This window comes from Pseudomonas sp. WMBT8 (assembly GCF_050916005.1).
In the GTDB taxonomy this organism is placed as follows: domain Bacteria; phylum Pseudomonadota; class Gammaproteobacteria; order Pseudomonadales; family Pseudomonadaceae; genus Aquipseudomonas.
Genome location: NZ_CP188096.1, coordinates 5,957,366 through 5,975,180, shown reverse-complemented (window position 1 = coordinate 5,975,180; position 17,815 = coordinate 5,957,366). Strand labels below are relative to the sequence as shown.

The window sequence follows — 17,815 nt, the reverse complement described above, 5'->3', positions numbered from 1 at the left end:
ACCGGCTTACCGGCGATGGCGTCCCTTGATCAGTGCACAATTCAAGGGCCCATTGCCGGCAAGCCGGCTCCTGCAACGTTTACAGAGTGTTTCTGAAATTACCGCAATCCCTCGCCTCGCCCCCGCGTTTACTCAGCGTCCCCCCCCGCATCCGCTTTCCTAGCCAATACTGGCCTTTCATCTAATTGTCATATTCCAGACATAGAGTGTTCACACGGCCTACCGATACTTGGCCCCGATCCAACTATCCCTATCTGCTAGGAGTAAGGCATGAAACTGAAGCGTTTGATGGCGGCAATGACTTTTGTCGCTGCTGGCGTTGCGACTGCCCACGCGGTGGCCGCTGGTGTTGACCCGGCAATTCCGGCCTATACCAAGACCACTGGTGTATCGGGCAACTTGTCCAGCGTCGGTTCCGATACCCTGGCCAACCTGATGACCCTGTGGGCCGAGAACTACAAAAAAGAATACCCGAACGTAAACATCCAGATTCAAGCCGCCGGTTCTTCCACCGCGCCGCCTGCACTCACCGAAGGCACCGCTAACCTGGGCCCGATGAGCCGCAAGATGAAGGACAACGAACTGCAGGCTTTCGAGAACAAATACGGCTACAAGCCGACGGCTATCCCGGTGGCCGTGGACGCCCTGGCTGTATTCGTACACAAGGACAACCCGATCAAGCACCTGACCATGGCTCAGGTCGATGCCGTGTTCTCGTCGACTCGCCTGTGCGGCGCCAAGGCTGACGCCAAGACCTGGGGTGACCTGGGTGTGACCGGTGACCTGGCCAACAAGCCAGTGCAACTGTTCGGTCGTAACTCGGTATCCGGCACCTACGGCTACTTCAAGGAAGAAGCGCTGTGCAAAGGTGACTTCAAGCCAAACGTCAACGAACAACCAGGCTCGGCTTCGGTCGTGCAGTCCATCAGCTCCTCGCTGAACGGCATCGGTTACTCGGGCATCGGCTACAAGACTGCCAGCGTGAAAACCGTTGCCCTGGCCAAGAAAGAAGGCGGCGAGTTCGTCGAAGACACCGAAGAAAACGCCCTGAACGGCAAGTACCCGCTGTCGCGTTTCCTCTACGTGTACATCAACAAGGCTCCGAACAAGCCTCTGGCCCCGCTGGAAGCCGAGTTCGTGAAACTGGTTCTGTCCAAACAGGGCCAGGAAGTTGTAGTCAAGGATGGCTACATCCCACTGCCAGCCAAAGTTGCCGCCAAGGCACTGGCTGACCTGGGTCTGAAAGAAGGCAAATAAGCCTGCACTACCTGGTGTAGATGCATGCTCTTGTGTGGGAGCGGGCTTGCCCGCGATGCAGGCGACGCGGTTTAAAATTGAAATCGTGTTGATGCCATCGCGGGCCAACCCGCTCCCATGACAAGCCGGTCTACACTCCTAATTTTTCGGTCCGCTGCCAGCCCTGCTACGCGGCGGATTTTTTGCGTCACTGCATTGTCATCTTTCTGTCATACAGGATCGCTAGGGTGTGCGCATGAATGATCTGGCCAATTCCACCATGACGACGACTTCTCCTCCCAAGCGCATTGATTTCAATACGCCTGAGCTGCAACGCAAGCGCCGCATCCGCGCGCTCAAGGACCGCCTGACCCGTTGGTATGTACTGGTCGGCGGCCTTGCCGTCCTCGGCGCTATCACGCTGATTTTCTTCTTCCTGGCCTACGTGGTCGCGCCGCTGTTCCAGGGTGCCAGCCTGACCAAGGACGAGGCCCTGAGCCCGGCCTGGATGCAGGATGCCGGCAAGCCGTTGCTGATCTCGCTGGAAGAGCAGAACCAGGTCGCCATGCGGGTTTCCGACAAGGGCCAGGCGTTGTTCTTCAGCGTTGATACCGGTGCTGAACTCAAGCGTGTCGACCTGGCCCTGCCGGCCGGCGCCAGCGTGGTGTCCATCGGTGAAGACCAGCCCGGCAGCCCGCTGGTAATCCTTGGCTTGTCCAATGGCCAGTCCCTGGTGTTCCGTCACTCTTATAAAGTGTCGTACCCGGACGGCAAGAAGACCATTTCGCCCGAGATCGAATACCCCTACGGCGACACGCCAATGGTGCTCGACGAAGCCGGTCGGCCGCTGGAACATGTCGCCCTCAACGCCACTGACAGCTCGCTGATCGTTGCCGGTTCTGCCGGTTCGCACCTGAACGTGTTGTCGGTGAGCCGCGAAGAAAACATGATGACCGGCGAAGTGGTCAGCGAGCAGAAGCGCATCGACCTGCCGCAAATGACCGAGCCTGTTAAAGCGATCTTCGTCGATCCGCGCCAGCAATGGCTGTATGTGATCAACGGTCGCGCCCTGGCCGATGTGTTCAGCCTGCGGGACAACAGCCTCAACGGTCGATACAAATTATTGGAAGATGGCAACGCTGAAATCACCGCCAGCACCCAACTGGTGGGCGGTATCTCGCTGATCGTCGGCGACTCCAAGGGTGGCCTGGCCCAGTGGTTCATGGCCCGTGACCCGGATGGCGAGCAACACCTCAAGCAGATCCGGACTTTCCAGATGGGCACCACGCCTATCGTTGAAATCACCGCTGAAGAGCGTCGCAAAGGCTTCACCGCCCTGGATGCCTCCGGCAAGTTCGGGGTGTTCCACAGTACCGCGCACCGCACTTTGCTGGTGGACCCGGTGGTCGAAGGCCAGGGCATCTTTGGCATGTCGCCACGGGCCAACCGCGTGATCGTCGAAGCCGGCGGCAAGCTGCAGCCGTTGACCCTCGACAACCCGCACCCGGAAGTGTCCTGGAGCGCGTTGTGGAGCAAGGTCTGGTACGAAAACTACGACGAGCCTAAATACGTCTGGCAATCGACCGCCGCCAACAGCGACTTCGAACCGAAGATGAGCCTGGCGCCACTGACCTTCGGTACGCTCAAGGCCGCGTTCTACGCCATGCTGCTGGCTGCGCCCCTGGCCATCGCCGCGGCGATCTACACCGCTTACTTCATGGCTCCGAGCCTGCGCCGCAAGGTCAAGCCGGTGATCGAGCTGATGGAAGCGATGCCGACGGTGATCCTCGGCTTCTTCGCCGGCCTGTTCCTGGCGCCGTATGTCGAAGGGCACCTGCCGGGGATTTTCAGCCTGCTGATGTTGTTGCCGATTGGCATCCTCGTCGCCGGCTTTGTTTTCAGCCGCCTGCCTGAGTCGATCCGCCTGCGGGTTCCCGATGGCTGGGAAAGCGCGATCCTGATCCCGGTGATCCTGTTTGTGGGCTGGCTCTCGCTGTACATGAGCCCGTACCTGGAAACCTGGTTCTTCGGTGGCGACATGCGCATGTGGATCTCCCACGACCTGGGCATCACCTACGACCAGCGCAACGCCCTGGTAGTCGGCCTGGCCATGGGTTTTGCGGTGATCCCGAACATCTACTCCATCGCCGAAGACGCCGTGTTCAGCGTGCCGCGTGGCCTGACCCTGGGCTCCCTGGCGCTGGGCGCTACGCCTTGGCAGACCATGACCCGTGTGGTGTTGCTGACCGCAAGCCCGGGGATTTTCTCGGCGCTGATGATCGGCATGGGCCGTGCAGTGGGCGAAACCATGATCGTGCTGATGGCCACGGGTAACACCCCGGTCATGGAAATGAACCTGTTCGAAGGCCTGCGAACGCTCGCCGCCAACGTCGCGGTGGAAATGCCCGAGTCGGAAGTGGGCGGCAGTCACTACCGCGTGCTGTTCCTCTCGGCGCTGGTGCTGCTGCTGTTTACCTTCGTCATGAACACCCTCGCCGAGCTGATCCGTCAGCGTCTGCGCAAGAAATACTCGTCGCTTTAAGAAAGGTAGAAGTCTGTGAAACAGAACTCCCTGAATGGATGGTTCAAGAGCGGCGCCCCTGGCGTCTGGATCAGCGGTGGCGCGGTGGCCATCGCGGTCATCATGACCATTGGTTTGCTGGCTGTGATTGCCGTACGCGGCTTGGGTCACTTCTGGCCGGCCGACCTGATCCAGGCCAACTACAACGTGCCGGGCCAGGCCAACCACATCGTCATCGGCGAAGTGGTACAGAAAGAACAAGTGCCGCGCGAGCGCCTGAAAAGCGCTGGCCTGCCGGTGCCGGACGAAGGTCCGGAGTTCATGACCCGCGAGCTGATCAAGGTCGGCAACCGGGACTTGAACGGTAATGACTTCACCTGGATCGTCGGCGAGTGGCTGACCAACCAGACCACGCCTGTCGAGTTGATGGCCATCGAGCGTCGTGAGTGGGGCAACTTCTACGGCACCCTGGTCAACGTCAAGCAGGATGGCAAAGTCATCGCCGAAGGCGAGGCGGCGTGGCCTGAGCTGCAGGCGCGGGTTGAGCGGGTGAACAGGTTGGCCGCCGATCTCAAGACCCTTGAGAAGAGCGACATTGGTGCGATCAACGCCGGCCTGGAGCGAATCCGCCTGCACGGTCGCAAGCTGGAACTCAGCGGCAAGCTCGACGCTGCCGCCCAGGCTGACATGGATGCCGACCGCGCCGAGCTGAATGCGCGTTACCAGGCCGTCGAGGCGCGCCTGACCGACCTGCACGCCCAGTTCAACCGCGACAGCCTCACGGCCCGTGATGCCAACGGCAAAGAGCTGGAAATCAACATCGGCCATGTGGTGCATGCCTACCAGCCGAACGCCATGGGCACCCTGACCAAGATGGGTTTCTATGTCAGCAAGGTCTGGGAATTCCTCAGCGATGACCCGCGGGAAGCCAACACCGAAGGCGGGATCTTCCCGGCGATCTTCGGCACCGTGATGATGACCCTGATCATGGCGATGATCGTGACTCCGTTCGGCGTGCTGGCGGCGGTCTACCTGCGTGAATACGCCAAGCAGAACACCTTGACCCGCATTATCCGTATCGCGGTGAACAACCTGGCGGGCGTCCCGGCGATTGTCTACGGCGTATTCGGCCTGGGCTTCTTTGTGTACGTGCTGGGTGGTTCGGTGGACCGCCTGTTCTTCCCCGAAGCCCTGCCGGCGCCGACCTTCGGTACGCCGGGCCTGTTGTGGGCCTCGTTGACCCTGGCGCTGCTGGCGGTGCCGGTGGTGATCGTGGCCACCGAAGAAGGCCTGGCGCGAATCCCACGCACGGTGCGTGAAGGTTCCCTGGCACTGGGTGCGACCAAGGCCGAAACCCTGTGGAAAATCGTCCTGCCCATGGCCAGCCCGGCGATGATGACCGGCATGATCCTCGCGGTGGCCCGCGCCGCGGGTGAAGTAGCACCGCTGATGCTGGTGGGTGTGGTCAAGCTGGCGCCATCGCTGCCGCTGGACGGCAACTACCCGTACCTGCACCTGGACCAGAAGATCATGCACCTGGGCTTCCATATCTACGACGTCGGCTTCCAGAGCCCCAACGTCGAGGCCGCCCGTCCGCTGGTGTACGCCACCGCGTTCCTGCTGGTGCTGGTGATCGCCACCCTGAACCTGTCGGCGGTATGGATTCGTAACCACCTGCGCGAAAAGTACAAGGCACTGGATAGCTGACACGGTCCAATGTGGGAGCTGGCTTGCCTGCGATGCAGACGACGCGGTGTATCAGTAAGACCGCAGTGATGCCATCGCAGGCAAGCCAGCTCCCACAGACACAGAATTTGAGTAAGCCGCTCCGGCGGTTCAACGAAACGAATTGGTAGCACAGGGAGCATCCCATGCAACATGAAACCCATTCCCACGGCATCAACATGTCAGCCCTGGGTCGCGACAAGCAGAGCCTGAGCCTGGCCGAAGAAACCGTGGCCATCGAAGTCCCGGGCCTGAGCCTGTACTACGGTGAGAAGCAGGCCCTGTTCGACGTCAGCATGAACATCCCCAAGCAGCGCGTGACCGCCTTTATCGGCCCGTCGGGCTGCGGCAAGTCCACGCTGTTGCGCACCTTCAACCGCATGAACGACCTGGTGGACGGTTGCCGTGTGGAAGGCGCGATCAACCTCTACGGCAGCAACATCTACCGCAAGGGCGAAGACGTGGCCGAGCTGCGTCGCCGGGTGGGCATGGTGTTCCAGAAGCCTAACCCGTTCCCCAAGACCATCTACGAAAACGTGGTCTATGGCCTGCGGATCCAGGGCATCAACAAGAAGCGCATCCTTGACGAAGCGGTGGAGTGGGCCCTCAAGGGCGCGGCGCTGTGGGACGAGGTCAAGGACCGCCTGCACGAATCGGCCCTCGGCCTGTCCGGCGGCCAGCAGCAGCGTCTGGTGATTGCCCGGACCATCGCCGTGGAGCCGGAAGTGCTGCTGCTCGACGAACCGTGCTCGGCACTCGACCCGATCTCGACGCTGAAAGTCGAAGAGCTGATCTACGAGCTCAAGTCCAAGTTCACCATCGTCATCGTGACCCACAACATGCAACAGGCGGCGCGGGTTTCCGACTACACCGCGTTCATGTACATGGGCAAACTGGTGGAGTTCGGCGATACCGATACCCTGTTCACCAATCCGGCGAAGAAGCAGACCGAAGACTACATCACCGGTCGCTACGGCTAGGAAGCTGTGGTTTTTATTGCACTGACGCTGCGGTTCTCCGCACCTTACCGGACGCTCCAAGGACGCCAACATGATTAGCAAAGAAGGCCTTACCCACCACATCTCCGCGCAGTTCAACGCCGAGCTTGAGGAAGTGCGCAGTCACCTCCTGGCCATGGGCGGGCTGGTGGAGAAGCAAGTCAACGACGCGGTGACCGCGCTGATCGAGGCCGACTCGGGCCTGGCCCAGCAAGTGCGCGAGATCGACGACCAGATCAACCAGATGGAGCGCAACATCGACGAGGAATGCCTGCGCATCCTCGCTCGTCGCCAGCCGGCGGCCTCTGACCTGCGGTTGATCATCAGCATTTCCAAGTCGGTGATCGACCTGGAGCGCATCGGCGATGAAGCCACCAAGATCGCCCGTCGCGCCATCCAGTTGTGCGAAGAAGGCGAAGCGCCGCGCGGTTACGTCGAAGTGCGTCACATCGGCGACCAGGTGCGCAACATGGTGCGCGATGCGCTGGATGCGTTTGCCCGCTTTGACGCCGACCTGGCGTTGTCGGTGGCCCAGTACGACAAGATCATCGACCGCGAGTACAAGACCGCCCTGCGTGAGCTGGCGACCTACATGATGGAAGATCCGCGCTCCATCTCGCGGGTATTGAGCATCATCTGGGTGCTGCGCTCCCTGGAGCGGATCGGCGACCACGCGCGCAATATCTCGGAATTGGTCATTTACCTGGTACGCGGCACCGACGTACGGCACATGGGCCTCAAGCGCATGAAAGCCGAAGTTGAAGGCACGGCCGATCAAATCCCTAATGTTCCGGCCGAATCTGACGATAAGTAAGATTGCCCGAGAAATAAACGCCCGGCCTCTGGTCGGGCGTTTGCGTTTGTGGCGTATGAGTTTTGCGCTGCGGGCAGCCATAAAGTCCCGGCGTGACTGACGAGTTTTTGGCAAAATGCCATCAGTTAAGCGTTTTGCTTGCCGGGGTTTTGAGAGGATGAAGGGTCGATGAGTAAAGTCAGTGTGTTGGTGGTGGATGACGCCTCGTTTATTCGCGACCTGGTGAAGAAGTGCCTGCGTAACTACTTCCCCGGTATCAAGATTGAAGATGCGGTGAACGGCAAAAAGGCCCAGGCCATCCTGATGCGCGAAACCTTCGACATGGTGCTGTGCGACTGGGAAATGCCGGAAATGTCTGGCCTGGAACTGTTGACCTGGTGCCGTGAGCAGCCACAGCTCAAGTCCATGCCGTTTGTCATGGTCACCAGCCGTGGCGACAAGGAAAACGTGGTCCAGGCCATCCAGGCCGGCGTCTCCGGCTATGTCAGCAAGCCGTTCACCAACGAACAGTTGCTGAACAAGGTCAAGCAGGCCCTGAATAAGATCGGCCGCCTCGACGCTTTGCTGGCCAGTGCGCCGACCAAGATGAACTCGGCTTTCGGCAACGACTCCCTCAGCGCCCTGACCGGTGGCAAGCCCGAAGCGGTCAAGCCCGCCCCGGTGGCCGCGCCGAGCAAAGGCCTGCTCAACAGCCCGCCCGTGCAGTCCACCGCCGCCCCCTCGGCCGCCAGCGGTCGCGGCCAGGGCCAATTGCGCCTGTCCAGTGGCACCCAGCAATGTGTGATCAAGGGCCTGAGCATCAAGGAGGCGCTGCTGGTGGTGCGCCGTGGCGACGTCCTGCCGCAAGTGCTGGAAAGTGCTGTGCTTGACCTTGAACAAGGCGAGAACGCTGAAACCGCCCGCCTCAACGGCTACCTGCACGCCATCGTCGCCTATGAACCACGCCCCGACAGCGACTGGCTGCAACTGACCTTCCGCTTTATCGACCAGGACGCGCAGAAGCTGGACTACATCTCCCGGCTGATTGCCCGGGGTACCGCGCAGAAGCATTTTGTGCCGGGTGCCTGAACCAACCCCCTGATCCCTGTAGATGCTGGCTTGCCAGCGATGGCGTGGCGCGGTGACTGATAAACCGCCATCGCCGGCAAGCCGGCTCCTACAGGGACGTCGGTCCACACAACAGTGTCATGAACCCTTGCTAGCCTGCCGTTCAGTCATACCCGGCAGGTTTATCCGATGCTTGTGCGTTTTATGTTGTTTTGTGGCCTGTGTGCGGTCGCTTCATCGACCCTGGCCATGACCCTCTATCGTTCCACCGATGCCCGTGGCGTGGTGTTTTTCAGCGAGCAGAAGACCCCCGGCGCCCAGGCGTTTGTGTTCCAGGAACGGCGGGTGGTGCCGGTGAAGCGCCAGGTGCTTGATCCCCAGCCGCGGCGTAACTTGCGGCCGGCGCAGTTCCAGCGCTACCCCTTGCCCTGGCGTGGCGGGCCTTTCCGCCTGACCCAGGGGCCTGGCGGCACGTTCAGTCATTCTGACGTCAAGAGTCGCTACGCCATGGATATCGCCATGCCCGAGGGCACGCCGATCATCGCTGCGCGGAGTGGCTTGGTGGTGAAGACCGAGAACAACCAATCCGGGCGCGGCAGTGACCCGTCGGGCAACTTCGTGCGGGTGTTGCATGATGACGGCACCCAGGGTGTGTATCTGCACCTCAAACGAGGGTCGGTCAGCGTCAGGGATGGGCAGCACGTGGGGGTGGGTAGCCCGCTGGGGCAGTCGGGCAATACCGGCAACAGCAGCGGGCCACACCTGCATTTTGTGGTGCAGCGCGATACGGGGGCGGGGTGGGTGTCGATTCCATATGAGTTCACGCAGCCGGTACAGGCCTTGCCCAACTTTGCGTCGGGCACGCGGTAAGGCTTTTGTAGGAGCGAGCTTGCTCGCGAAAAACCTGAGGGCGCTGCCGGGTGTCAGGATCCCAGCGTTATCGTTAACGTCCTTCGCGAGCAAGCTCGCTCCTACAGGGGGTGTGCCCTAGTCGAGCATCAGGACCTTGGCCAGCACGATTTTCGGGCCTTTCATCTTCTTGATGATGATCCGCAGGCCTTCCACTTCCAGCACTTCTTCCTCTTCCGGCACCCGGTTGAGGGTGTCGTAGATCAAGCCAGCGAGGGTTTCGGCCTCGATGTGGTCCAGGTCGATGCCCAGCAGGCGCTCGATCTTGAACAGCGGCGTGTCACCACGCACCAGCAGTTTGCCCGGCTGGTAGGCGAGGATGCCGCGCTCGGCCTTGCGGTGTTCGTCCTGGATATCGCCCACCAGCACTTCCAGCACGTCTTCCATGGTCAGGTAGCCGATGATGTTGCCGTCGGCTTCCTCTACCAGGGCAAAGTGCGCGCCGCCCTTGCGGAACTGTTCGAGCAATTGCGACAGCGGCATGTGCCGCGACACGCGCTCCAGCGGGCGGGTCAGCTCGGCCAGGTTGAACGACTCGGGAATATGATCCAGGGCCGCCAGTTCCAGCAGCAGATCCTTGATGTGCAGCAGGCCGACAAACTCACCACGCACCGGGTCGTACACCGGGTAGCGACTGAATTTGTGGCGGCGGAACAGCGCGAGGATTTCCTTGAGCGGCGCGTTGAAGTCCAGGGTCACCAGGTCTTCCCGCGAGTTGGCCCAGTCCACTACTTCCAGCTCGCCCATTTCCACGGCCGAGGCCAGCACGCGCATGCCTTGGTCGCTTGGGTCCTGGCCACGGCTGGAGTGCAGGATCAGCTTGAGTTCTTCGCGGCTGTAATGGTGCTCGTGATGGGGGCCGGGCTCGCCCTGGCCGGCGATGCGCAGGATCGCGTTGGCGCTGGCGTTGAGCAGGTAGATTGCCGGGTACATCGCCCAGTAGAACAGGTACAACGGCACCGCCGTCCACAGCGACAGCAGCTCGGGCTTGCGAATGGCCCAGGACTTGGGCGCCAGTTCACCGACCACGATGTGCAGGTAGGAAATCACGAAGAAGGCGGCAAAGAACGACACGCCCTTGATGACTTCAGGCGACTCGACGCCCATGGCCCCCAGCAACGGCTCCAGGATGTGCGCAAAAGCCGGCTCACCGACCCAGCCCAAGCCCAGGGAGGCGAGGGTGATACCCAACTGACAGGCCGACAGATACGCGTCGAGCTGGCTGTGTACGGTGCGCAGGATCTGCCCGCGCCAGCCGTTGGTGTGGGCGATGGCCTCGACCCGGGTGGAGCGCAGTTTGACCATGGCAAATTCCGCCGCAACGAAGAAACCGTTGAGCAGTACCAGGATCAGTGCAAAAAGAATCATGCCGAAATCGGCGAAGAGTGTCGCGAGGGTGATACCAGGGGAAGGGTCCATGATGGGGTTTTGCGGGTTCCGTGTATTCAAAAAGGGGTGATGGCTGTGCCTCAAGGGCGGGCACAAGTCAGGCAATGTAGCGGCTGAAGGGGCGCTTGCCTAGTGGCGGCTGCCGGGCGGATCCGTGAATGCCTGCTGCATTGGGCTCATGTGGGAGCTGGCTTGCCTGCGATGCAGGCGCCTAGGTCTTACAGATGCACCGAGGTGATGCTATCGCAGGCAAGCCAGCTCCCACAGGAGGGTGGGGGTTATTTTCAGATTAATCCTTCGTCGCGATTGCTTGCGAACGACTGACCTGCGTCGGCGCAAAGTGGCAGGTAAAGGTGCTGCCATGGCCCAGGACGCTGCTGATTTCCAGGCGGGCCCGATGGCGCAACAGCACGTGCTTGACGATCGCCAAGCCCAGCCCCGTACCGCCGGTGTTGGAGTTGCGGCTGGAGTCGACGCGGTAGAAACGCTCGGTCAGGCGTGGCAGGTGTTTACTGTCGATACCAATCCCCGAATCCTGCACGCTCAGGTGCGCCCCCTGCTGATCGGCCCACCAGCGGATGCGGATCGTGCCTTTGTCCTGGGTGTACTTCACAGCGTTGAACACCAGGTTGGAAAAAGCACTGCGCAATTCGCCCTCGCTGCCCTTGAGCAGCACCGACGGGTCGGCTTCCAGGGTAATGATCTGGCCGCGCTCGCCGGACAGGGCCTGGGCATCGTTTTTGATGGTCTGCAGCAGGCTCTGTACGGCCACGGGGTGGTTGTCCGAGGGGTAGTCGGTGGCTTCCAGCTTGGCCAGCAGCAGCAGGTCGTTGAGCAGGGTCTGCATGCGTGAGCCCTGTTGCTGCATCTGCTGCAAGGCACGGTTCCAGCGCGGGTTGACGCCTTCGACGTTGTCCAGCAGCGTCTCCAGGTAGCCACAGATCACCGTCAGCGGCGTACGCAATTCGTGGGAGACGTTGGCGACGAAATCCTTGCGCATCTGTTCCAACTGATGGATGCGGGTGACGTCGCGCACCAGCATCAAGTGTTCATTGTTGCCATAGCGCGTGAGGTACAGCTGGATGCGCACCCGGTCGTTGGTGGGCGACGGGATTTCCAGGGCTTCTTCGTAGTTATCCTGCTCGAAGTATTCCTTGAAGCGCGGATGGCGTACCAGGTTGGTCACCGGCTGGCCGCTGTCCTGGGGCGTCTTGAGGCCCAGCAGGGTCTCGGCGGCGCGGTTCCACCATTCCAGGTTGCCGTCGCTGTCGAGCATGATCACCGCGTCCTTGAGCGCGGCCGTCGACTCCTGGACCCGGTCGATCACCGCTTGCAGGCGGCCCCGCACCCGCTGGTCGCGGCGTTGCAGGTGATAGATGCTGTCGAACACCTCGCCCCACAGGCCGTAGCCGTCGGGTGGTGCTTCATCGGGTTTGTGCTGGCGCAGCCACTCGTGCAGGCGCAGCAATTGCTTGAGGGTCCAGCCCAGGTAGAGGCCCAGGCCGATGGCCAGGCTCCAGCCGTAGTAGCCGCTGATCAGGCCGACCAACAGGCAGCCGGTGACCAGCAGGAGCATGTGGCGGATCAGGGTGCCATGCCAGTTTTGGTTCACTTGAACATGCGTCCTTGTCGGCTGTTAAGTCTGGGAAGGGCTGGCTCAGCCTTTGGTGGAAAACCGATAGCCGGTACCGCGCACGGTTTGTACCAGATTCTCGTAGGCATCGCCCAAGGCTTTGCGCAGGCGGCGGATGTGCACGTCCACGGTGCGCTCCTCGACATACACATTGCCGCCCCACACCTGGTCCAGCAATTGCCCACGGGTATAGGCGCGTTCCTGGTGGGTCATGAAGAACTGCAACAGGCGGTATTCGGTGGGGCCCATTTCGGCAGGCTTGCCGTCGATGGTCACGCGGTGGCTGATCGGGTCCAGCAGCAGGCCGCCGACTTCAATCGGCGCCTCGCCATCGGTCGGGCCGGCGCGGCGCAGCACGGCCTTCAGACGTGCAACGAGTTCCCGTGGGGAAAACGGCTTGGTGATGTAGTCATCGGCGCCGACTTCCAGGCCCTGGATCTTGTTGTCCTCTTCGCCCTTGGCGGTGAGCATGATGATCGGGATATCCCCGGTCAGCTCATCGCGCTTGAGGCGCCGGGCCAGCTCGATGCCAGAGGTGCCGGGCAGCATCCAGTCCAGCAGGATCAGGTCCGGCTTGCGGTCGACGATAATGGCGTGGGCCTGCTGGGAGTTCTCTGCCTCCAGGCAGTCATAGCCGGCCATTTCCAACGCAACGGCGATCATTTCGCGAATGGGCGCTTCGTCGTCAACGATCAGAATGCTCCTGCCAACCATGCTAAGTCCTCTTGTCATTTAACTGTCTTGCGCCGCATTAGATAACGGAATTATTGCAGTCGTGTGACAGTATTTTACTGGCCTGCGCAATCGGCCTAGTCCTGAACTACGCTTTGAGTCCGAATCCTGACAACCGCGAAAGGAAGGTTCTGATGACTCAAGGTATTTTTTCTTGGAAAGCCCTGCTGGTCACGGCGGCGTTGACGCTGCCGACACTGGCTGTCGCGGCGGACCCGGCCATGACAAAAGACGGGATGTTGGTGGACCACAAGGGCATGGCGCTCTATACCTTTGCCAAGGATGCCGACGGCAAGTCCAATTGCAACGACAAGTGCGCCACCAACTGGCCGCCGTTGAAGGCCGAGTCCACCGATAAACCGATGGGCAAGTGGACCGTCATCACCCGTGACGACAACACCAGCCAATGGGCCTATGACGGCAAGCCGCTGTATACCTTCATCGCCGACAAGAAGGCCGGCGATGCGACCGGCGACGGCAAAATGGACGGCGCCTGGAAGGTCGCCAAGCCCTAATCTCCCCTGTAGGAGCCGGCTTGCCGGCGATGGCGGCCCTGAAATCACCGCAGGGCTGCTGGCCTCATCGCCGGCAAGCCGGCTCCTACAAGCTACAGGGCATTATCGGAAGGCGTAGTCGGCCACAATCCCGAGAAAAATCGCCAACCCTGCCCAATGGTTGTGCAAAAACGCCTTGAAGCACTTCAACCGGTCCCGATCCCGGGTGTACCAGAACTCCCAGGCAAAACACCCCGCCGCCGCCACCAGCCCCAGGTGGAACCAGCCGCCCAGTTCGAAGCGTGAGCCCGCCAGTAGCAGGCAAAGCAGCGCCAGCCCCTGCAAGGTAAGGATGATGATCCGGTCGGCATCGCCAAACAGGATCGCGGTGGATTTGACGCCGATTTTCAGATCGTCATCGCGGTCGGTCATGGCGTAGTAGGTGTCGTAGGCCACGGTCCACAGCAGGTTGGCGATATACAGCAGCCACGCAATGGCCGGCAGGCTGCCGGTCTCGGCGGTAAACGCCATGGGCATGCCCCAGGAAAACGCCGCGCCGAGCACCACTTGCGGGTAATAGGTGTAGCGCTTCATGAAGGGGTAGCTGACGGCCAGGGCCAGGCCGCCCAGGGACAGCCAGATGGTGGCGGCATTGGTCAGCAGCACCAGCAAAAAGCTGATGGCCATCAGCACCGCAAAGAACACCAGGGCCTCTTTGGAGCTGATCTTGCCGCTGGCCAACGGGCGTTGCGCGGTGCGCTTCACATGGCCGTCGACCTTGCGGTCAGCCCAGTCATTGATCACGCAGCCCGCCGCCCGGGTCAGGGTCACGCCCAACACAAAAATCACGATATTGCTCAACGATGGCGAGCCCTTGCCGGCAATCCACAGTGCCCACAGGGTGGGCCACAGTAGCAGATAGATGCCGATGGGCTTGTCCATCCGCGTCAGTTGCACAAAGTCCCAGGCCCGTGGGTTCAAGCGGTTCAGGGATTGGAGCAGGCGCTGGTACATCAGCAATCCTCCGCAGATTGCTGCACGGCTTGCCACAGGCTCGGCAGGAACACTTCCGCCACCAACACGCTCAACGCGCCGCGATCAAAGCGCGAGCGCCGCGCCCACAAGCCATTGGCCTGATCGGCCTGCGGCAGCCAGGCGCGTGGGTAGTGGCAGACCTCGATGGCCTGGCGGGTGAAGGCCTGGTCACAAAACAGCAACTCGCCCAGGGAGCGACTGCCCAACTCATCCATATGCAAGCCATCGCCCTGCAAGGCACTGCGCGCCGCCACGCTGCGGGCGAACACCCAGGCCTGGCCGTGACCGCGCAAATACACCTCGCGTACCCAGCCAATACTGGCCGCTGGCAGGTCGAGGGCGGCGCATTCGTCGTCTCGCAGGGGCTGCCAGCCTTCGTACAGCGGCGTAACACTGAAACCATCGTTGGACAGGTGCGTCAGGCGGCGGGTCAGCGAGCCTTCATCGAACAGCCAGTCAAGGGCAGGGGGGGCGGGCAGAGGGCGCAGAAGGCTCTGGTTCAGCCATTGGCAGGCATCGGGAACGGCAATCGAATGCGGCACGGGGAGTCATTATTGGCAGTTAATGAGGCGCCGAGCTTACCATGGCAGCCTGGATTGTTGCCGGCGTGTGCCGGGACATTGGGTCGAACATGCTTGCATCTGGGCGCCCCGATCAGTACAAAACGCCCTGAGCCGCACGGCAATGCTGGATCTATCGACCGTCGGCCAGTAAGCCTGGACCCTGAGGAAGCAAGTAATGAAGAAGTGGCAATGTGTAGTCTGTGGCCTGATCTATGACGAGAAGGACGGTTGGCCGGATGACGGGATCGCCCCAGGTACCCTGTGGCAGGACGTCCCGGAAGACTGGCTGTGCCCGGACTGCGGCGTCGGCAAAATGGATTTTGAAATGATCGAAATCGGTTGATTCGCTGAATTTAAGAAACGCACTACAAGGAGAATGGAATGAGCGCACCTGTCGTGATCATCGGTACAGGCTTGGCCGGTTACAACCTGGCTCGGGAGTTTCGCAAGCTCGACAGCGAAACCCCGCTGTTGCTGATCACCGCGGATGATGGGCGTTCCTACTCCAAGCCCATGCTCTCCACCGGTTTTGGCAAAAACAAGGATGCCGATGGCCTGAGCATGGCGACCCCTGGCGCCATGGCCGAGCAACTCAAGGCCGAGGTGCGCACCCATACCCGAATCAGTGGGATCGACCCTGGGCATAAGCGCCTGTGGATCGGCGAGGAGGCGGTGGCCTACCGCGACCTGATCCTGGCCTGGGGCGCCCAGACTGTGCAGGTGCCCGTCGAGGGCGATGCCGCTGAATTGATTTTCCCGATCAACGACCTGGAAGACTACGCGCGCTTTCGCCACGCCGCTGTCGGCAAGCGCCGGGTGTTGCTATTGGGTGCGGGCCTGATCGGCTGTGAATTTGCCAACGACCTGATCCTGGGTGGCTACACCATCGACCTGGTGGCACCGTGCGAGCAAGTCATGCCGACCCTGCTGCACCCGGCGGCGGCTGCAGCGGTGCAGGCCGGGTTGGAAGGCCTGGGCGCACGCTTCCACCTGGGCCCGGTGCTTAACCGCCTGCAACGCACGGCTGACGGCCTGGAGGCCCACCTGTCCGATGGCACGGTGATTGATTGCGACCTTGTGGTTTCCGCCATCGGCCTGCGCCCCCGGGTGGACCTGGCGGCTGCGGCCGGCCTGCAAATCAGCCGTGGGATCATGGTCGACCGCCACCTCAAGACCTCCCACGCCAATATCTACGCCCTGGGCGACTGCGCCGAGGTCGATGGCCTGAATCTGTTGTACGTCATGCCCCTGATGAGCTGCGCCCGCGCCCTGGCCCAGACCCTGGCGGGCAACGCCACGGCGGTCAACTACGGGCCGATGCCGGTCACGGTGAAAACCCCGGCGTGCCCACTGGTGGTCTCACCACCGCCACGGGGCACTGAAGGCGTGTGGAGTGTCGAAGGGCAGGGCGGCGACATCAAGGCCTTGTGCCGCGATGCCAGCGGTCGCCTGCTGGGCTATGCGCTTACCGGTACGGCAGTCATGGAAAAACTGGCCCTGAATAAGGAACTTCCGCCTCTGCTGGCGTAAATGCTGGTCGTTCTGTCGGAATAAGCACCTTTTTCCCCCTAGAAAGGTCGCCGCGAGACTGGCGCAGGCACCAATGGCATGCCATCCTCACTCCCGTCTGCCGCAGAGTAGAGCCTGCGGCGCCTTGGCGCTGCTCCAGCAGAGAGCAGCACGGACATAACAACAAAAAACCGTCAAAGAGGCTTCACCTATGCGTAAACCAGAACTCGCAGCCGCCATTGCAGAAAAAGCAGACCTGACCAAAGAACAGGCCAACCGCGTCCTCAACGCCGTTCTTGAAGAAATCACTGGCGCCTTGCACCGCAAGGACAGCGTCACCCTGGTTGGTTTCGGCACCTTCCTGCAGCGCCACCGTGGCGCCCGCACCGGCAAAAACCCGCAAACCGGCGAGCCGGTGAAAATCAAGGCGAGCAACACCGTAGCGTTCAAACCGGGCAAGTCGCTTAAAGACAGCGTCAACCCGTAAGCGCGGCACCGCCTCGAAGGGAGGTGTGGAGGTATGAAAAATGGGCACGCCGACTGGGTCGGGTGCCCATTTTTGTTGGGGCGCGTTCTTGGGCCACGACGGTTGTGTGGGTGACGCTTGGAGTGACCGACTGGGCACCGATGCCTTGCCCTGAGGTTTAAGCCAAGTTGTTGCTATAAGCGGTAAACGCCAGCCGATCTCCGGCTAACGCGGGAGATCGGTGGCGTTCCGCGCGCAAATCGTTAAACTGCTGCGGCCACCCAATAATTACACTGAGGCCGTGTGCATGAAATTTCGTTTTCTCCTGTGGGTGCTGGGCCTGATGATGGCCAAAGCCAGCCGCAACAACCCCGCGTTCCAGCAGCAGTTGGGTGACAAAGACCTGGCATTCCAGCTGCAGACCCTCGACGGCAAGGTCGCCCGCCACTTCATCGTCAAAGACCAGCGCATCACCAGTCGCTCGGGTGTACACCCGGAGCCTGCGTTCGCCATCGCCTTCAAAGACGCCGCCTATGGCTTCGCCACGATGCAGGCGAAGAACAAGCAACTGGCGTTCATGACGGGGATTCAGGACAAGTCGATCCAGATCAAGGGCAACCCGGCCCTGGTGATGTGGTTCCAGGGCTTGACCAAGTATTTGAAGCCGAAGAAAAAGAAGGCCTGAAAGACCGAGTTGCATTCATCGCAGGCAAGCCAGCTCCCACATTTTGAGTGCATTCCAAC

General features: G+C 61.3%; 17 protein-coding genes and 1 pseudogene. 12 read left to right on the top strand and 6 right to left on the bottom strand.

What is annotated here, in order from left to right; all coding sequences use genetic code 11:
* Positions 1-270 precede the first annotated feature (270 nt).
* The 7 genes from ACO77H_RS27380 (at position 271) to ACO77H_RS27350 (ending at position 9,211) form a co-directional block, all read left to right on the top strand.
* Positions 271-1,257: a phosphate ABC transporter substrate-binding protein PstS gene (locus ACO77H_RS27380; protein ID WP_169955432.1), complete on the top strand. Its 987-nt coding sequence runs from the start codon at positions 271-273 to the stop codon at positions 1,255-1,257.
* Positions 1,258-1,744: 487 nt separating this feature from the next.
* Positions 1,745-3,778 carry an ABC transporter permease subunit gene (locus tag ACO77H_RS27375; protein WP_169955453.1) on the top strand — a complete coding sequence of 678 codons (2,034 nt, stop codon included), beginning with the start codon at positions 1,745-1,747 and terminating at the stop codon, positions 3,776-3,778.
* A gap of 15 nt (positions 3,779-3,793) precedes the next feature.
* A complete protein-coding gene (gene pstA / locus ACO77H_RS27370) occupies positions 3,794-5,464 on the top strand; it encodes a phosphate ABC transporter permease PstA (RefSeq protein WP_169955431.1) in 1,671 nt (556 codons plus the stop codon).
* Between the two features lie 164 nt (positions 5,465-5,628).
* Positions 5,629-6,462 (top strand): phosphate ABC transporter ATP-binding protein PstB, encoded by an 834-nt coding sequence (pstB, locus tag ACO77H_RS27365; protein WP_029289934.1) that lies wholly within the window; start codon positions 5,629-5,631, stop codon positions 6,460-6,462.
* A 70-nt stretch (positions 6,463-6,532) separates the two neighbouring features.
* Positions 6,533-7,294 (top strand): phosphate signaling complex protein PhoU, encoded by a 762-nt coding sequence (gene phoU, locus ACO77H_RS27360; protein ID WP_057961181.1) that lies wholly within the window; start codon positions 6,533-6,535, stop codon positions 7,292-7,294.
* Positions 7,295-7,462: 168 nt separating this feature from the next.
* Complete coding sequence (locus ACO77H_RS27355) at positions 7,463-8,362, top strand: response regulator (RefSeq protein ID WP_169955430.1); 900 nt, start codon at positions 7,463-7,465, stop codon at positions 8,360-8,362.
* Between the two features lie 168 nt (positions 8,363-8,530).
* Positions 8,531-9,211, top strand: a complete 681-nt coding sequence (locus ACO77H_RS27350; protein ID WP_432754786.1) for a M23 family metallopeptidase — start codon at positions 8,531-8,533, stop codon at positions 9,209-9,211.
* A gap of 6 nt (positions 9,212-9,217) precedes the next feature.
* On the opposite strand, the pseudogene ACO77H_RS27345 reads toward ACO77H_RS27350, so the two are convergent.
* The 4 genes and pseudogenes from ACO77H_RS27345 to phoB form a co-directional block, all read right to left on the bottom strand.
* A pseudogene (locus ACO77H_RS27345) lies at positions 9,218-9,304 on the bottom strand (outer membrane lipoprotein carrier protein LolA); the annotation flags it as partial.
* Between the two features lie 24 nt (positions 9,305-9,328).
* Positions 9,329-10,669 (bottom strand): hemolysin family protein, encoded by a 1,341-nt coding sequence (locus ACO77H_RS27340; protein ID WP_029289929.1) that lies wholly within the window; start codon positions 10,667-10,669, stop codon positions 9,329-9,331.
* Between the two features lie 259 nt (positions 10,670-10,928).
* A complete protein-coding gene (gene phoR / locus ACO77H_RS27335; protein WP_178121202.1) occupies positions 10,929-12,215 on the bottom strand; it encodes a phosphate regulon sensor histidine kinase PhoR in 1,287 nt (428 codons plus the stop codon).
* Positions 12,216-12,296: 81 nt separating this feature from the next.
* A complete protein-coding gene (phoB, locus tag ACO77H_RS27330) occupies positions 12,297-12,986 on the bottom strand; it encodes a phosphate regulon transcriptional regulator PhoB (protein WP_003176964.1) in 690 nt (229 codons plus the stop codon).
* A gap of 152 nt (positions 12,987-13,138) precedes the next feature.
* Between phoB and ACO77H_RS27325 the strand changes: the two genes are divergently transcribed.
* The gene (locus tag ACO77H_RS27325; RefSeq protein WP_169955427.1) at positions 13,139-13,519 is read left to right on the top strand and encodes a COG4315 family predicted lipoprotein; all 381 of its coding nucleotides are present in this window, start codon (positions 13,139-13,141) and stop codon (positions 13,517-13,519) included.
* A 102-nt stretch (positions 13,520-13,621) separates the two neighbouring features.
* Here the strand turns inward: ACO77H_RS27325 and ubiA are convergent, their stop codons facing one another.
* Together ubiA and ACO77H_RS27315 are read right to left on the bottom strand one after the other, a co-directional pair.
* The gene (gene ubiA, locus ACO77H_RS27320; RefSeq protein ID WP_169955426.1) at positions 13,622-14,512 is read right to left on the bottom strand and encodes a 4-hydroxybenzoate octaprenyltransferase; all 891 of its coding nucleotides are present in this window, start codon (positions 14,510-14,512) and stop codon (positions 13,622-13,624) included.
* Positions 14,512-15,075, bottom strand: a complete 564-nt coding sequence (locus ACO77H_RS27315; protein WP_169955425.1) for a chorismate lyase — start codon at positions 15,073-15,075, stop codon at positions 14,512-14,514. Before ACO77H_RS27315 ends, ubiA begins: the two co-directional genes overlap by 1 nt.
* 196 nt (positions 15,076-15,271) lie before the next feature.
* On the opposite strand from ACO77H_RS27315, the gene ACO77H_RS27310 reads away from it, so the two are divergent.
* The 4 genes from ACO77H_RS27310 to ACO77H_RS27295 all read left to right on the top strand — a co-directional run bounded on the left by ACO77H_RS27310 (position 15,272) and on the right by ACO77H_RS27295 (position 17,756).
* A complete protein-coding gene (locus ACO77H_RS27310) occupies positions 15,272-15,439 on the top strand; it encodes a rubredoxin (RefSeq protein WP_003213373.1) in 168 nt (55 codons plus the stop codon).
* A 38-nt stretch (positions 15,440-15,477) separates the two neighbouring features.
* Positions 15,478-16,626, top strand: a complete 1,149-nt coding sequence (locus ACO77H_RS27305; RefSeq protein WP_169955424.1) for an NAD(P)/FAD-dependent oxidoreductase — start codon at positions 15,478-15,480, stop codon at positions 16,624-16,626.
* Positions 16,627-16,816: 190 nt separating this feature from the next.
* The gene (locus ACO77H_RS27300; protein WP_003213368.1) at positions 16,817-17,092 is read left to right on the top strand and encodes an HU family DNA-binding protein; all 276 of its coding nucleotides are present in this window, start codon (positions 16,817-16,819) and stop codon (positions 17,090-17,092) included.
* Positions 17,093-17,378: 286 nt separating this feature from the next.
* Positions 17,379-17,756, top strand: a complete 378-nt coding sequence (locus ACO77H_RS27295; RefSeq protein WP_029289848.1) for a hypothetical protein — start codon at positions 17,379-17,381, stop codon at positions 17,754-17,756.
* Positions 17,757-17,815: the final 59 nt, after the last annotated feature.

What these genes read in the sequence shown, in the direction of transcription:
- ACO77H_RS27380 (WP_169955432.1), top strand. Translation starts at nt 271, where the DNA reads ATGAAACTGAAGCGTTTGATGGCGGCAATGACTTTTGTCGCTGCTGGC.
- ACO77H_RS27375 (WP_169955453.1), top strand. Translation starts at nt 1,745, where the DNA reads ATGCAGGATGCCGGCAAGCCGTTGCTGATCTCGCTGGAAGAGCAGAAC.
- pstB (WP_029289934.1), top strand. Translation starts at nt 5,629, where the DNA reads ATGCAACATGAAACCCATTCCCACGGCATCAACATGTCAGCCCTGGGT.
- phoU (WP_057961181.1), top strand. Translation starts at nt 6,533, where the DNA reads ATGATTAGCAAAGAAGGCCTTACCCACCACATCTCCGCGCAGTTCAAC.
- ACO77H_RS27355 (WP_169955430.1), top strand. Translation starts at nt 7,463, where the DNA reads ATGAGTAAAGTCAGTGTGTTGGTGGTGGATGACGCCTCGTTTATTCGC.
- ACO77H_RS27350 (WP_432754786.1), top strand. Translation starts at nt 8,531, where the DNA reads ATGCTTGTGCGTTTTATGTTGTTTTGTGGCCTGTGTGCGGTCGCTTCA.
- ACO77H_RS27340 (WP_029289929.1), bottom strand. Translation starts at nt 10,669, where the DNA reads ATGGACCCTTCCCCTGGTATCACCCTCGCGACACTCTTCGCCGATTTC.
- phoR (WP_178121202.1), bottom strand. Translation starts at nt 12,215, where the DNA reads ATGCTCCTGCTGGTCACCGGCTGCCTGTTGGTCGGCCTGATCAGCGGC.
- phoB (WP_003176964.1), bottom strand. Translation starts at nt 12,986, where the DNA reads ATGGTTGGCAGGAGCATTCTGATCGTTGACGACGAAGCGCCCATTCGC.
- ACO77H_RS27325 (WP_169955427.1), top strand. Translation starts at nt 13,139, where the DNA reads ATGACTCAAGGTATTTTTTCTTGGAAAGCCCTGCTGGTCACGGCGGCG.
- ubiA (WP_169955426.1), bottom strand. Translation starts at nt 14,512, where the DNA reads ATGTACCAGCGCCTGCTCCAATCCCTGAACCGCTTGAACCCACGGGCC.
- ACO77H_RS27310 (WP_003213373.1), top strand. Translation starts at nt 15,272, where the DNA reads ATGAAGAAGTGGCAATGTGTAGTCTGTGGCCTGATCTATGACGAGAAG.
- ACO77H_RS27305 (WP_169955424.1), top strand. Translation starts at nt 15,478, where the DNA reads ATGAGCGCACCTGTCGTGATCATCGGTACAGGCTTGGCCGGTTACAAC.
- ACO77H_RS27300 (WP_003213368.1), top strand. Translation starts at nt 16,817, where the DNA reads ATGCGTAAACCAGAACTCGCAGCCGCCATTGCAGAAAAAGCAGACCTG.
- ACO77H_RS27295 (WP_029289848.1), top strand. Translation starts at nt 17,379, where the DNA reads ATGAAATTTCGTTTTCTCCTGTGGGTGCTGGGCCTGATGATGGCCAAA.